General features: G+C 31.0%; 13 protein-coding genes and 1 pseudogene. 9 read left to right on the top strand and 5 right to left on the bottom strand.

Annotation, left to right across the window (positions count from 1 at the left end; translation table 11 throughout):
- Nucleotides 1-594, bottom strand: a pseudogene (locus ACOTU8_RS08555) (hypothetical protein); the annotation flags it as partial.
- Nucleotides 595-716: 122 nt separating this feature from the next.
- Here ACOTU8_RS08555 and ACOTU8_RS08550 point away from each other — a divergent pair.
- From ACOTU8_RS08550 to cheQ, 3 genes are all read left to right on the top strand, one after another.
- Nucleotides 717-914 carry a hypothetical protein gene (locus tag ACOTU8_RS08550; RefSeq protein ID WP_422342532.1) on the top strand — a complete coding sequence of 66 codons (198 nt, stop codon included), beginning with the start codon at nt 717-719 and terminating at the stop codon, nt 912-914.
- Between the two features lie 693 nt (nt 915-1,607).
- A complete protein-coding gene (cheP, locus tag ACOTU8_RS08545) occupies nt 1,608-2,465 on the top strand; it encodes a cheVAW transcriptional regulator CheP (protein ID WP_422342531.1) in 858 nt (285 codons plus the stop codon).
- 29 nt (nt 2,466-2,494) lie between these two features.
- The gene (gene cheQ, locus ACOTU8_RS08540; protein ID WP_422342530.1) at nt 2,495-2,971 is read left to right on the top strand and encodes a cheVAW transcriptional regulator CheQ; all 477 of its coding nucleotides are present in this window, start codon (nt 2,495-2,497) and stop codon (nt 2,969-2,971) included.
- Nucleotides 2,972-3,048: 77 nt separating this feature from the next.
- Here the strand turns inward: cheQ and ACOTU8_RS08535 are convergent, their stop codons facing one another.
- The 4 genes from ACOTU8_RS08535 to cueO are packed head-to-tail and all read right to left on the bottom strand — an operon-like array spanning nt 3,049 to nt 6,454.
- Nucleotides 3,049-4,239, bottom strand: a complete 1,191-nt coding sequence (locus ACOTU8_RS08535) for a molybdopterin molybdotransferase MoeA (RefSeq protein WP_422342529.1) — start codon at nt 4,237-4,239, stop codon at nt 3,049-3,051.
- A gap of 3 nt (nt 4,240-4,242) precedes the next feature.
- Complete coding sequence (locus tag ACOTU8_RS08530) at nt 4,243-4,689, bottom strand: molybdopterin synthase catalytic subunit (RefSeq protein ID WP_422342528.1); 447 nt, start codon at nt 4,687-4,689, stop codon at nt 4,243-4,245.
- The gene (locus ACOTU8_RS08525) at nt 4,690-4,911 is read right to left on the bottom strand and encodes a MoaD/ThiS family protein (protein ID WP_002779488.1); all 222 of its coding nucleotides are present in this window, start codon (nt 4,909-4,911) and stop codon (nt 4,690-4,692) included.
- A 1-nt stretch (nt 4,912) separates the two neighbouring features.
- Entirely contained in the window at nt 4,913-6,454 is a 1,542-nt protein-coding gene (cueO, locus tag ACOTU8_RS08520; protein ID WP_422342527.1) for a multicopper oxidase CueO, read from the bottom strand.
- A gap of 123 nt (nt 6,455-6,577) precedes the next feature.
- Here cueO and nspC point away from each other — a divergent pair, with 123 nt between their 5' ends.
- The 6 genes from nspC to ACOTU8_RS08490 all read left to right on the top strand — a co-directional run bounded on the left by nspC (nt 6,578) and on the right by ACOTU8_RS08490 (nt 13,280).
- On the top strand, nt 6,578-7,726 hold the full coding sequence (gene nspC, locus ACOTU8_RS08515) for a carboxynorspermidine decarboxylase (RefSeq protein ID WP_422342526.1): 1,149 nt from the start codon (nt 6,578-6,580) through the stop codon (nt 7,724-7,726).
- A 303-nt stretch (nt 7,727-8,029) separates the two neighbouring features.
- Nucleotides 8,030-8,743: a TorD/DmsD family molecular chaperone gene (locus ACOTU8_RS08510; protein WP_406611474.1), complete on the top strand. Its 714-nt coding sequence runs from the start codon at nt 8,030-8,032 to the stop codon at nt 8,741-8,743.
- Nucleotides 8,718-8,909, top strand: a complete 192-nt coding sequence (locus ACOTU8_RS08505) for a twin-arginine translocation signal domain-containing protein (RefSeq protein WP_002851537.1) — start codon at nt 8,718-8,720, stop codon at nt 8,907-8,909. The genes ACOTU8_RS08510 and ACOTU8_RS08505 overlap by 26 nt, the downstream gene beginning before the upstream one ends.
- Entirely contained in the window at nt 8,909-11,713 is a 2,805-nt protein-coding gene (locus ACOTU8_RS08500; protein WP_422342525.1) for a formate dehydrogenase subunit alpha, read from the top strand. The genes ACOTU8_RS08505 and ACOTU8_RS08500 overlap by 1 nt, the downstream gene beginning before the upstream one ends.
- Nucleotides 11,710-12,351 (top strand): formate dehydrogenase FDH3 subunit beta, encoded by a 642-nt coding sequence (gene fdh3B, locus ACOTU8_RS08495; RefSeq protein WP_422342524.1) that lies wholly within the window; start codon nt 11,710-11,712, stop codon nt 12,349-12,351. The genes ACOTU8_RS08500 and fdh3B overlap by 4 nt, the downstream gene beginning before the upstream one ends.
- A complete protein-coding gene (locus ACOTU8_RS08490) occupies nt 12,348-13,280 on the top strand; it encodes a formate dehydrogenase subunit gamma (protein ID WP_422342523.1) in 933 nt (310 codons plus the stop codon). Before fdh3B ends, ACOTU8_RS08490 begins: the two co-directional genes overlap by 4 nt.
- The last annotated feature ends 790 nt before the right edge of the window (nt 13,281-14,070 follow it).

The following is a 14,070-nucleotide window of genomic DNA, read 5'->3' as shown; positions in this document are numbered from 1 at the left end:
GAAATTATTGATGGTAGAAGGACTACCACTAAGAGTTGCGATACTAATACCTGCAGCAAGACTATTAGAACTAGTTGATTCTATGATTCCAGTATTAATAAGAGTGTTTATTTTACTAGTGCTTATTTTTATGCCCACAATGCCAGAAATTAAACCCTCATTGGTAAGGGTTTTTATTGTGCCAGATTGTAAAAACATACCTGATGAAACTGTATCATCCGTGGAAGGTTCAAGTGAACCCGTACTTTTAATGGTTCCAGAATTAGTAAAATTATTTATAGTTCCTTTCATTACTATTCCATCTTCACCGCTACTTTGTATGGTTCCAGTGTTAGTAAAAGTGTCTAATGTTGCTGATGCACTTATCCACATGCCATTGCTCCACCTGCCATTGCCAGTAGCTTGAATTAAACCTTGGTTAGTGAAAGTATTTATTTTACCACTTGTAGTTATGGCTACTTCTGAGCCTGATATGGTTCCAAAATTGCTAAAATTATCTATAGTTGCATTAGATTGACTTAAATTTATACCCTTGTTACTACTTATAGTTCCTGAATTATCAAAATTTAATATAGAACTCTCTATCAATTGCACTATTACTACTTTGAATTGTTCCTTTATTAGTAAGATTATCAATAGTAGAACCTTTCCATATTTTAATACCAAATTTAGAACTACTACTATCGCCTATAATACCTTCATTAATAAAAGTTTCTATGGTAGCACCGTTATCACCACTTGCTTCCCCTATTTTTATGGTTGCTGCATCGCTTTTGCTTGTTAATAATCCTTTATTTGTAAAATTAGAAGTTGAAGAACCTCCTGCAAAATTTAAGGCTGGACCAGAAGAGCTTATTTGTATAGTCCCACTACTTCCTATAACAAGAGTATTGTCAGTGCCACTTATGGTATGAGTAGAATTTAAAGATCCGTTTATAGTAGTATTACTACTAGATTGAGAACTATAAACACTTGCTGATCTAGCCTTAAGATTTTTATTTGCTTCATCATACAGTTTTTATTTCAGAATTTAATGTAGCATTAGCACAACTCGCTAAGAAAGAAATAGTAGCTAAAAATAAAACTATCTTTTTAGAATTTAAACAGGATTCTTTAATCCCCCCCCCCCGCCATTATGCGAATTGTTCATAAAATTTTCCTCCCTTATAATTTGTCCTATGTATTTATGTATTATATAATTAAAAATAATATAAAATACAAACAATAAAATAGCGGAATATTAAAATATTTAAACTTAAAGTATAATTAAATACTAATTATTATATAATTATAAAATTTAAATTTAAAATTTGTTTTATATAAAAAATTGATTTAATGAGGGTAAAATTATATGAAGTATTGTAAATATTTTTGTGGTATTTTTAAAATATATTTAAAATAAATTTAAAAGTGTATTTTTTTAGTTTTTATATTCTAGATAAAATTTTAAAATTTTTGATTTTGTATTTTTTAGATATTTTATCTATAAATTAGCTATACTTAATCAAGCGTTAAATGTATTCACTTTGTGCAATAAGTAAATTAAATTTTAGATATAATTGTAAATCTATGAAGAACATTGAATATTAAATAAGGATGTATTAAATATGATCGGAGATATGAACGAGCTTTTATTAAAAAGCGTCGAAGTTTTACCACCTTTACCTGATACTGTAAGCAAGTTAAGAAAATATATGAGCGAGGCTAATTCAAATATAGAAACTATGAAAGTTGCTGAAATTATTTCAAGTGATCCATTGATGACGGCTAAGCTTTTGCAACTTGCGAATTCTCCTTATTATGGTTTTACAAGAGAAATTACAACTATAAATCAAGTGATTACTTTATTAGGTGTTGGAAATATCATCAATATAGTTACTGCTGATTCTATTAGAGATAGTTTTAAAATAGATGTTTCGCCATATGGTTTGGATACTCAAATTTTTTTAAAAAATTGTAACGAAGAGGCAACTTTTATCACAAATTGGCTCAATGATGAAGATAAAAAACTTTCTCATCTTTTAGTTCCTTGTGCAATGCTTTTAAGACTTGGTATTGTTATTTTTTCAAATTTTCTTATACAAAATCATAAGGATAAGGATTTTTTAGCTTTTTTAAATAAAAATGAAAATCTTGCTTTAGCAGAGAATGAATTTTTAGGTGTAGATCATATTTCTTTCTTAGGATTTTTGTTGCATCGTTGGAATTTTGATGATATTTTGATTGAAAGTATATGTTTTGTTCGCGCTCCTCATGCTGCTCGTGAAGAAGTGAAAAAATCCGCTTATGCTCTAGCAATAACAGATCATCTTTTTGCTCCATATGATGGGTCTTCTCCATTTAATACAAAGGCTGCAGTGGCTTTACTTGAAGAAGCAAAAACTCAAGGAGTTAGTTTTAATTTAAGTAATTTTTTATCTAAGCTTCCTAATAAAGCCAAAGAAAATTTAAATAAAGAAGACTAAAGAGCTTTTTAGCTTTAGTCTTAGCAGCGATGAAAAGTTTAATTTTACCTCCTAATGAATTTTTAGATCATTATGTTTTAAACGCTGAATTCCATCGTTTTGCTGGAATTTCAAAAAATGCTTATAAATTTTGGAAAAATGTAGAAATAGGCAGATATCAAGGAACAAGAATTATATTTTTGCATAGAAATTGCATTTTAGAAAAACATCAGCAAGCTTTAAGGCAATGTAGTGGTTTAAATGGTTTTGTATTGGCAAGTGCTTTTTGTTCTTTTACTGGATTAGCCCCCTCTCATTTAGTGGAAAAAAATAATTCTTCTATTTATAAACTTTTAGAGCTTAAGGAGATTTGTGGGATTAAATTTGTTAATCTAAAAAAATTTTATGATTTTTTAGGGCTAAATTATCATCAGCATATTTATATAGAAAAATGCCATTTTTTTAGCCCAGCTCCTCTTGAAAAGCGTATTAAGATCACTGAGAGTATGTGCGTTGGGTATTATTAAGATATAAATTACAAGCCCTAGATATTTACTTGTGATGAGAAAGGACTATTGATATAGCTAGCCTAAATTTATACCTTTTAAGGCATAAAAACAATATCTACTAAGCTTTCATTTTCTAAAATTTCGCATTCTTTTGGTACTATCATTAGTGCAGCTTTGTTGTTAAGGTTATTTATAATTGCACTTGAACCTTCTTTTTTGCCTTCTAAATTTGCTAAAATACGTCCATTTTCAAATTCTATGTTGCAAGCTACAAATTCTAAATAAGGTGTTTTTTTCTTATAGATTCCTTGTAAAAAGGCTTTGCAAGTATAATCTTTAGACTGAAGTAACCAAGAGTTTAAAATTTCTCTTACATAAAGATTAAACATTACCATAGCTGAGTAAGGAAAACCAGGTAAGGCGATAATGAATTTTTCATTAGCCTTAGCTATTTTGATATGTCTACCCGGTTTTATGTCGGCTTTATCGATGATGATTTCATATTCTTTAATAGCTTTTTTTAAAAAGTCAAAATCCCCCATAGAAACCCCACCTGTCGTAACTAAAATATCGCAACTTTGCAAAGCATTTTCAAGAGTGGAAAAGGTAGCTTTTTCATCATCTTTTAAAAGCGGAAAAATTCTTGTATCGCAATTTAATTTCTTAGCTAAATTAGCTATGGCGATATGATTCGAAGAGCGGATTTGAGCGGGATTTTCCAAAGCTTCTCCTAGATCTTTGATCTCACTCCCGCTACTTAAAACCCCTATAATCGGTTTTATAAACACACTAATATGAAAAAATCCAAGTTCAGCTAAAAGAGCTATTTCACTATAATTTAGCTTTGTGCCTTTTTTGAGTAAAATTTCATCTTTTTTATAATTTTCTCCAATTTCTCTAACCGCAAAGCTTTTAGGAACTTTTTTTTCTATAAAAAGGGTATCATTTTCCATACGTACGTTTTCAACAGGGACTAAAGTATCGCTTCCTTTACTCATAAGTGAACCTGTAAAGGTTTTTACACAAGTGCCATTTTGCACGCTAAATTGTGGCATAGTGCCTGCAGGTGTGAAGCCTAAAATTTTTAAAGGCTTATCTTGATCTTCAAATTTGATCGCATAACCATCCATAGCTGAAGTTGGAAATTCGGGCTGATTTTTAGGCGCTTTTATGTCTTGAGCTAAAATACGTTCTAAACACTCTGTAAGAGCTATTTTTTCAATTTTTTCATAAGTTTTGATATGAGAGTGTAAAATTTTTAAACTTTCTTCATAAGACATTAACATTTTTTATCCTTTTAAAAGTCCTGTACCGCAAAGTTTGGTTGATCTTTCTTTGGCATAAATTCTTTCTTTGTTTATCACATCATACTTCCAAATGGGTGCGCTTGCTTTAAAATCTTCAACAAATTCATTAAGAAGTTTAAGTCCTAATTTTCTTTGTTTGCTTAAAATTCCTGCAAAATACGAGCTTTCATGTACCGCCACATCGCCTATAGAGTGAGCAAAAAGCAAGGTAATACCATCAAAATCCACTCTTTTTTGCCATTCATCAAACCATTTTTTTAAAAGCGGTTTATAAATATCAAAACTAAGCGCCTCGATACCTCCTTCTTCACGCACAATACCGCAAAAAGTCAGCAAAGCACCGCAATTTTTGTCTTTAGCAAATTCATACCATTGGCTATAAATTTTAGGAATATCTAAAGAGCCTTGATAAAGTGTAAAATGTTCCATTTAGCCTCCACAAACTGGCGGTAAAAGTGCTATTTTATCACCATCTTTTAACTTAGTGTTTTCATCAAAAATGATTTCATCGTTTAAAGATACAGCACAAAGTTCTAGCCATTCTTTTAAACTCTCATCTTTTTGCAAAATTTCTTTTAATTCTTTTAAATTTTTTACTTCAAGCTCTAAATTTTCTTTATTTATGGGGCCTAAAAATTCTACTTTTACCATTTTATTCCTTTACTTCTAAATTTCCCATCATTCCTAAATCTTCATGTTCTAAAATATGACAATGATACATTCTGAGTCCTTTAAAATCTTGTTTCATTCTAAGTCTTAATTCTTCATTAGGACGCACATTTATAGTATCTCTTAAGGCTCTAAATTCAGCTTTTTGAACTTTGTTATTGAGTTTTGATGAGATGAGTTCAAATTGCGTGCCGTGTATATGGAAAGGATGATCCATGTGAGATTTGTTTATTACTATCCAGTCCTCAACTACTCCAAGCTTGGAGTTTAAATCAATGCGTTTTAGATCGTAGCTTTTGCCATTGATTAAAAACATAGACGCAAGGGCGATTTTTAATTCGCTTTCATTTTTTCCCATCATGCCATGCATTTGCATATGATCTTCACTCATGATTATTTCTTTAAAATCCTTAGGTTCTTCTGAAGGTTTGAAAATTTTTAAATTTTTTGGAAGTTCTAAATTTTCTTTTTTTAGGCTAATATTAGCTAAAAATAGAGTATTAGGTTCTTCTTTTACCATCATTTTATCCCTATCATAATAAGCACTTTCTAGCTTAAACTCTCCATCTTTTGGAGCATCGATTAAAACTTCTACACGAGAAGCAGGACTTAAGAAAAGTTCTTCTTTATAAATAGGTTTTTCTATAAGTCCACCATCAGTACCAACAAGTATAAACTTAGCTCCTTGTATGCGTAAATTTAAATATCTTGCCGCAGTAGCATTATAAATGCGTATGCGTTCGTTTGTGGCGAGTTTGATTTTAGGTTTAAATTGTCCATTGATGAGTGCAAATTCTCCTTCTCTACCATTTAGCCAATCATTTAGGTTATTGTTTGGAATTTGAGCGTTTTCATCAAGACGCAAATCGCTAATCATCAAATCTTTTTCTTTTAAATGACTTAAAGCATCTTTTTTTGCTTTGATCACAAAAGCCCCCGCTAAACCCATAAAAACTTGTTTAGAAGTGGTATAATGAGGATGTGGATGATACCAGTAAGTTCCTGCACTATCTTGAGGAATTTCAAAACGATATATTCTTTCTTCTCCTGCTAAGATAGGATCATGTGGGCTTTCATCTTGATCAGGTGGCACAGGAACGCCATGCCAATGTATAGTTGTAGTTTCTTTGAGTTTGTTTTTGACTAAAATTTCAAGTTTATCTCCTTCAAAAACTTCTATTTTTGGAGCAGGCACTAGGCCATTGTAAGTATAAAATAAGGTTTTTTTACCTTTAATAAGCTCTATATGATTTTCTTTGATTTCTAGGGTAGCACGAAAAATATTTTTTTCTTTACTTTCATTTTTGAGCAAAGGTAAGGCTTTTAAAATTTCTCCTTGGGGAAATTGTTTTGGATCTAAAAGTTTTAAATTTTTTGGAGCAAAGTTGATAAAAGAAGTATCCAAGTCATGATTTATAGAATGATTTTTATGCATGGAGTGCATATCATGCATAGGATTTGCATAGGCTACACCTATGCTTGCTAGAGTGAGTGCATTAAATTTTAAAAAATTTCTTCTATTCATTAGTTTTTCCTTTTGCTTGATTTTTTATATTATAGTCATTATTTTTTTAGTTTTAGTAAATATTTATTTTGAAAATTTGGTTTAATTTTGTTATGATTTTAGCAATTTAATCAAGGAAAAATAATGTTTTATGAAAAAATTCAAACCCCAGCTTATATTTTAGAAGAAGATAAATTAAGAAAAAATTGTGAACTTTTAGCTAGTGTAAGTGAAAAAAGCGGTGCTAAAGTGCTTTTGGCCTTAAAAGGCTTTGCTTTTTCAGGAGCGATGAAAATTGTCGGAGAATACCTAAAAGGTTGTACTTGTAGCGGACTTTGGGAAGCAAAATTTGCTAAAGAATACATGGATAAAGAAATTCATACTTATTCGCCTGCTTTTAAAGAAGATGAAATAGATGAAATAGCCAGTTTATCTCATCATATAGTGTTTAACTCTTTAGCTCAATTTTATAAATTTCAAGCCAAAACACAAAAAAATTCCTTAGGTCTTCGTTGCAATGTTGAATTTTCTCTAGCCCCAAAAGAACTTTACAATCCTTGTGGAAGATACTCAAGACTTGGAATTCGTGCTAAAGATTTTGAAAATGTGGATTTAAATGCTATAGAAGGACTTCATTTTCACGCACTTTGTGAAGAAAGTGCTGATGCTTTAGAAGCTGTTTTAAAAGCTTTTGAAGAGAAATTTGGCAAATGGATAGGGCAAATGAAATGGGTGAATTTTGGAGGAGGACATCACATCACCAAAAAAGGCTATGATGTTGAAAAACTTATTGCTTTGTGTAAAAATTTCAGTGATAAATATGACGTACAAGTGTATCTTGAACCAGGTGAAGCGGTGGGTTGGCAAACAGGAAATTTGGTCGCTAGCGTAGTAGATATCATAGAAAATGAAAAACAAATTGCCATTTTAGATACTTCAAGCGAAGCACATATGCCAGATACTATCATCATGCCTTATACAAGTGAAGTTTTAAACGCTAGAATTTTAGCTACAAGAGAAAATGAAAAAATTTCAGATTTAAAAGAAAACGAATTTTCCTATTTGCTTACTGGAAATACTTGTTTAGCGGGTGATGTAATGGGAGAATATGCATTTGATAAAAAGCTTGAGATTGGTGATAAAATCGTTTTTTTAGATCAAATTCATTACACCATTGTGAAAAACACAACTTTTAATGGCATAAGACTTCCAAATCTCATGCTTTTGGACCATAAAAATGAACTTCAAATGATAAGAGAATTTTCTTATAAGGATTATTCTTTAAGAAATTAGTATTATTTATAATTTGCATAAAATGTTGATTTTACTTGGAAGAGAATCAAAGACATAAATTTTATGCAAAGTATTTTATTTTTTCAAATATAAAATCAACTCAAATATCTAATTTTCAATAATTTGATATGATTTTTTAAGATTTTAAATCCTTGTGGAATTTTATTGAAATTCAGTGATTTTTAAATCAAATAGTATTAAGATAAATCGATTTAAAAATCGGCTTTAAAATGAATATTAGGTATATTTTGCATAATATTCATTCAAGCAAAATTTAAAGCTATTTTTGAAAATTTTGAATGCATGGGGGCTTTAATGGATTTGGAAAAATTAAGATTAGCTAGAAGTCTTTATTATCAATGTCTAGGAGAGCTTTTTGTTTTTTCATTTTCTGAAGAAAGATTGTCAAAATTACAAGAGTATTTAAAGACAATGCAAGAATGTTTATTTGATGAAAATTTAAAATCAAATTTTGATATCTTGCTTAAGCATTTAGATGATGAAAATTCTATACAAGCATTTTTTAAAGAATATGATTTGCTTTTTTTAAGTCTTAAAAACAGCATTCCAACAACTTTTTCTTATATAGAAGAAGGTTTTGAAAATTCAAATCCTTTACTTTGCGTGCGTCAAATTTTAGTCAAAAGTAAAATAAGACGTAATGAAAAATTTTTTAAAGAAAGTGAAGATAGTGTCGGATTTTGTTTATTGTTGATGAGTGAATTTTTAAGGCAAAATGAAGATGATTTAGTCAAAGAGCTTTTTGAAAAAGTGATCAATAAAAGCATTGATGAGTTTTTAGGCGATGTTTTCATGAATAAAAATGCGAATTTATATAAGGAAATTGCAAGTATTGCATCGGCTTTTATGGAATTTGAAAGACTTTGCTTTGAAGTGGAAAAACCTGCAAAAATAAATTCTAAAAAAGTGCAAAACGATCTATCGCGTTCAGAATTTTTAAGAAGAGAAGCAAATAAACAAAGGAGGACTCGTGAAAAATCGCAGGGAATTTCTTAAAAAATCCGCTTTTGCCTTAGGGGCTGCTGGAGTGCTTGGTAGCACGACTTTAGCTCTAGCTAAAGATGAAGAAAGAAAAGATTTGGTTAAAGGTAAAAGTAAGAAAAAAGAAGTGCTTTTTCAAAGAAGTGCTAATTGGGAAAATTATTATATAAAGGCTGAGTAATGTCAAGTGTAGGTGAAAATATCAAGCTTACGCGTCGTTCTTTTCTTAAAATGGCAGCACTTTCAAGCCTAGCAACACCGTTGCTTGCTAGAAGTGAAACTTTAAGAGAAGCGAGTGTTAATGAGCTTAAAGAAGCGTATGAAAGCAGTAAAAAAGTAAAAACAGTTTGTACAGCTTGTTCTGTAGGCTGTGGAATTATTGCAGAAGTGCAAAATGGTATTTGGGTGCGTCAAGAAATCGCTCAAGATCATCCTATAAGTTCAGGTGGGCACTGCTGTAAAGGATCTGATATGATCGATATGGTGCGTTCGCATGTGCGTTTAAAATATCCTATGAAAAAAGAAAATGGAGAATGGAAACGCATTTCATATGAACAAGCTTTAAATGAGATCGGAGAAAAATTAGCTATTTATCGTAAAGAAAATCCTGAAAGTGTTATGTTTTTAGGTTCTGCAAAGCTTAATAATGAACAAGCTTATTACATAAGAAAATTTGCAGCATTTTTTGGAACGAACAATGTAGATCATCAAGCTAGAATTTGACACAGCGCAACAGTCGCCGGTGTGGCGAATACATTTGGTTATGGCGCTATGACAAACCATCTTGGAGATATTCAAAGAAGTAAATGTATCATTATCATTGGAGCAAATCCAGCAGTAAATCATCCTGTGGGATTTAGGCATTTTTTAAAAGCAAAAGAAAAAGGTGCAAAGCTTATCGTTGTAGATCCTAGATTTACAAAAAGTGCAGCAAAAGCAGATATTTATGCAAGAATTCGTCCAGGAACTGACATTTCCTTTATGTATGGAATGTTAAAAATCATTTTTGATGAGGGTTTAGAAGATACAAAATATCTTGATGAAAGAGTTTTTGGAATCGATAAAATTCGCGAAGAAGCAGCAAAATGGACAGCTGAAGAAGTAGAAAATGTCACAGGAATTTCAAAAGAACTTTTAGTACAAATCACTCATGAAGTAGCTAAAAATAAACCAACTACACTTATTTGGGCTATGGGTTTAACTCAACATACCGTAGGAACTTCAAATACACGTTTAGCACCTATTGTGCAAATGGTACTTGGAAACATAGGTAAATTTGGTGGTGGAGTCAATATCTTACGCGGGCATGACAATGTTCAGGGTGCTTCTGATATGGCATGTTTGAGTGAAAATTTACCTGGCTATTATCCTTTAAATGAAGCAACTTGGAGATACTATGCCAAAATTTGGGGTGTGGATTATGAGTGGCTTTTAGGAAATTTCGTAAGTAAAGATTGGATGCATAAAACCGGACTTTCACTAGCTAGATGGTGGGCAGCAGCTTTAAATGGTAAAGATGGTAATGATGCTATTGATAATGCAGGAACGCCTTTAAAAGCTTTAGTGGTTATGGGAAATGGTATCACTTCAACTGCACAGCAAGCTAAAGTAAAAGAAGGTTTGGAGGCTTTAGAACTTCTTGTCTTAGCCGATCCTTTTGTGAATGAAGCAGGGATTATTGCAGAAAGAAAAGATGGAATTTATCTTTTGCCTGCAGCAACGCAGTTTGAAACAAGTGGAAGTGTAACAGCAACAAATCGCAGTGGACAGTGGAGATTTAAAGTTGTAGATCCACTTTATGAAAGTAAAGAAGATCAAGAAATTTTATTTGAACTTGCCAAAAAGCTCGGTTTTTATGAAGATTTTACTAAAACCTTACGTGATGAAAAGGGTGAAATTATTTGGCCTGAAAATGCCACAAGAGAAATTGCTAAAGCAGTTAGAAGTATAGGACTTAATGGTTGGAGTCCTGAAAGACTTAAAAAACATACTTTATATTGGGATAAATTTGATGAGGTAACCTTAGAAGGTAAAGATGAAGTTTCAGGCGAATATTATGGACTTCCTTGGCCTTGTTGGAGTGATAAACATCCAGGTTCTCCTGTACTTTATAATACTGATATTGAAGTAGCAAAAGGTGGTATGGGTTTTAGAAATAACTTTGGGCTTGAGTATGAAGGCGAAAGCCTATTGGCTAAAAATGCACCTTTAAATTCGCCTATTAATACAGGTTATCCACAAATCACTAAAGATAATATAGAAAAAGTTTTAGGCATCACTTTAAGTGTAGAAGAAAAAGCTAAAATGGGTTCTACTTGGTCTTATGATGATAGCAATATTATTGTAACTAAGTGCATGGAAAAAGGTATAGTTCCTTATGGAAATGCTAAAGCTAGAGCTGTGGTTTGGACCTTTAAAGATAAAATTCCACTTCACCGCGAACCGCTTCATTCTCCAAGAAATGATTTGGTGCAAAAATATCCTAGTTTTGAAGATCAAAAAGCACTTTACCGCGTAGATACTAAATTTATTTCTGTGCAACAAGCTAAGGATTATTCTAAAGAATTTCCACTTAATCTTGTTACTGCAAGACTTGTAAATTTAAATGGTGCAGGTATGGAGAATAGAGCGTCTATGTATTTAACACGTTTAACACCTGAAATGTTTTGTGAGATCAATCCTGAGTTAGCAAAAGAGCAAGATATTAAAGCAGGAGATATGATTTGGGTTCATTCTCCAGAAGGAACTAAAATTCATGTTAGAGTGAAAGTTAATCCAGGTGTAGCAAAAGATATGATTTTCTTACCTTTTCATTTTACAGGGATCATGCAAGGAGTTGATTTAACACATAATTTCCCTAAAGGAACCAAGCCTTATGCAAGTGGAGAAAGTGCTAATACGGTAACAAATTATGGTTATGACATTATGTGTCAGATTCCAGAAACTAAAGGTGGGCTTTGTAGAATCAGTAAGGATGGAAAATGAGTAAGATAAATTTTGCAAATTTAGAAAAAGAACGCTTGAAATTCTTTTGTGATAACGAACGTTGTATTGATTGTAATGGTTGTGCAGTAGCTTGCGATGAAGCACATGAGCTTCCTATTCACATTCGTCGTCGTCGTGTGATTACTTTAAATGAAGGAATTCAAGGAAAAGAGGTTTCAACTTCCATTTCTTGTATGCATTGTGATGATGCTCCTTGTTCTATCGTTTGTCCTGTAGATTGTTTTTACATCCGTGCTGATGGTATTGTTTTACATGATAAAGAAATTTGCATAGGTTGTGGGTATTGTCTTTACGCCTGTCCTTTTGGGGCACCACAATTTCCAAAAGATAGTGTTTTTGGAAATAAAGGTATTATGGATAAGTGCACTATGTGTGCAGGAGGTCCTGAAGAAACTAATTCAGAAAAAGAAAGAGAGCTTTATGGGCAAAATCGTATTGCAGAAGGTAAAGTTCCTGTATGTGCAGCGATGTGTTCAACTAAGGCACTTTTAGTGGGTGAAAGCTCTAAAATTGAAGAGATTTATCATAATAGACTTATAAATAGAAATTATGGAATTTCAAATCCTTCAGAAAGTTTAGAATGGAAGATTGCTTACACAGGAAAGGAACGCTCATGAGAAAAGTATTTATAATGCTTTTATTAAGCGTAGTAAGTTTATTTGCTTATGGTAGTGAAAGAATGGGACAAGATACCCAAATTTGGGATTTTCATCGTATTACAAATATCCCAAATTATGATACTTTTGGTAAACTTTGGACAACTTTACAAGGTGAATACATAGCTACTATAGCTTTGATCGCTGTTATTGCTGTATTGGCTGCATTTGCTTTGCATTATATGGTTATAGGTCCTAAACAATTTTCTCATGATGGAAAGAAAATTTATGCTTTTACTTTATTTGAAAGATTGTTTCATTTTGTTGCAGCGATTTCTTGGGTGATTTTAGTGCCAACAGGTTTTGTGATGATGTTTGGGGCAACTTTTGGTGGCGGAGTTTTTGTAAGGGTTTGTAAAAATTTACATGCTTTTGCAACTATTTTATTTATTATTTCTATTATCCCTATGTTTTTATGGTGGATTAAAAGAATGCTTCCTGCAAGTTATGATATTAGATGGATGATGATAGTTGGAGGTTATTTGAGTAAAATAAAACGCCCAGTGCCCGCAGGTAAATTTAATTTTGGGCAAAAATCTTGGTATTATATTGCTGTTTTTGGTGGATTTTTGATGATAATTACAGGTGGATTTATGTATTTTCTTGATTTTAATTCCATAAAAATCCAAGGTCTTTTTGGTTTAACTCAAATTGAACTTTTAAGAATTTCAGCTATAGTGCATAATTTTTTAGGAATAATATGTGCAGTATTTTTTGGTGTGCATATTTATATGGCAGTATTTGCAATCAAAGGCAGTATCCATTCTATGATTAGTGGTTATAAAGAGGAAGAAGAGGTTTATATTTTACATTCTTATTGGTATAAAGAATTAAGTAGTAAAAAACAAATTGAACCTAATTTTTCTTATGATCCTAATGTGAAAATTTAATTTTTATCAATCTCTCTTAGTTTAAGAGAGATTTTTAAATTTAAATATTTATAAAATTCTTATACTTAAATTCGATATTTTATATTAAGAGCTTTTTTCATTAATAAAATAAGTTTAATTAAATTAGATTTTTATTTTGGGGTGAGATTTGATCTAGGCTAAACTCTCTACCAAAGCCTAGTAAGAATTTGTGTTTAAAGATTGATTAAGTAAGGTTTTAACATATTTTATTGTTTGATTAAATTAGCTACAAGAATAAGAACAATTAAAGTAATTATAAATATCGTTCTTTAATCATTCTAATCTCCATAAACACTAGGTTTTGTGAAGGTTATTTTTTTAAACTTTAGCATTTTTTATTAAGGAATATTATTAATTTTAAGATGTTTTTTAAATTTAGTCAAAGTAAAAGTGATTAAAAATATTTTAAAATAAATTTATTTCTAATTTAATTTTTAATGCAATACTTGATAATAAATTAAAAGATTAGTGTATATTTCTAAAATTTTTTTAGCCTTATGACTAAGAGTAAAAAATAGAATACAAAAAAAAGAGATATTACTATTTATAATAAAAGATTTCTTAAAAACATTTACATTTTGATCTATACTGCGTAGTAAAAAAGCGTGTTTGTTATATCTCTTTTAATCCTATGCACGGCAGAGATTGCCGTACTATATAGGTTAAAACTTTGAAATTCTTGTGTTTTAACAAGAATTTCGTTGCAAAGAATTCTCAAAAAGTTTGTGTTTAAAATTTATACTTAAGCCCAACCTGTCCGCTTAAATAA

The sequence above is a fragment of the Campylobacter jejuni genome, from assembly GCF_049221745.1.
GTDB lineage: Bacteria > Campylobacterota > Campylobacteria > Campylobacterales > Campylobacteraceae > Campylobacter_D > Campylobacter_D jejuni_E.
This window is presented reverse-complemented; position numbering and strand designations above follow the sequence as displayed.

Excerpts from the sequence above, each read along its gene's own strand:
- cheP (WP_422342531.1), top strand. The coding sequence starts at position 1,608 with ATGATCGGAGATATGAACGAGCTTTTATTAAAAAGCGTCGAAGTTTTA.
- ACOTU8_RS08530 (WP_422342528.1), bottom strand. The coding sequence starts at position 4,689 with ATGGAACATTTTACACTTTATCAAGGCTCTTTAGATATTCCTAAAATT.
- ACOTU8_RS08550 (WP_422342532.1), top strand. The coding sequence starts at position 717 with ATGGTAGCACCGTTATCACCACTTGCTTCCCCTATTTTTATGGTTGCT.
- nspC (WP_422342526.1), top strand. The coding sequence starts at position 6,578 with ATGTTTTATGAAAAAATTCAAACCCCAGCTTATATTTTAGAAGAAGAT.
- ACOTU8_RS08525 (WP_002779488.1), bottom strand. The coding sequence starts at position 4,911 with ATGGTAAAAGTAGAATTTTTAGGCCCCATAAATAAAGAAAATTTAGAG.
- cueO (WP_422342527.1), bottom strand. The coding sequence starts at position 6,454 with ATGAATAGAAGAAATTTTTTAAAATTTAATGCACTCACTCTAGCAAGC.
- ACOTU8_RS08535 (WP_422342529.1), bottom strand. The coding sequence starts at position 4,239 with ATGTTAATGTCTTATGAAGAAAGTTTAAAAATTTTACACTCTCATATC.
- cheQ (WP_422342530.1), top strand. The coding sequence starts at position 2,495 with ATGAAAAGTTTAATTTTACCTCCTAATGAATTTTTAGATCATTATGTT.
- ACOTU8_RS08490 (WP_422342523.1), top strand. The coding sequence starts at position 12,348 with ATGAGAAAAGTATTTATAATGCTTTTATTAAGCGTAGTAAGTTTATTT.
- fdh3B (WP_422342524.1), top strand. The coding sequence starts at position 11,710 with ATGAGTAAGATAAATTTTGCAAATTTAGAAAAAGAACGCTTGAAATTC.
- ACOTU8_RS08510 (WP_406611474.1), top strand. The coding sequence starts at position 8,030 with ATGGGGGCTTTAATGGATTTGGAAAAATTAAGATTAGCTAGAAGTCTT.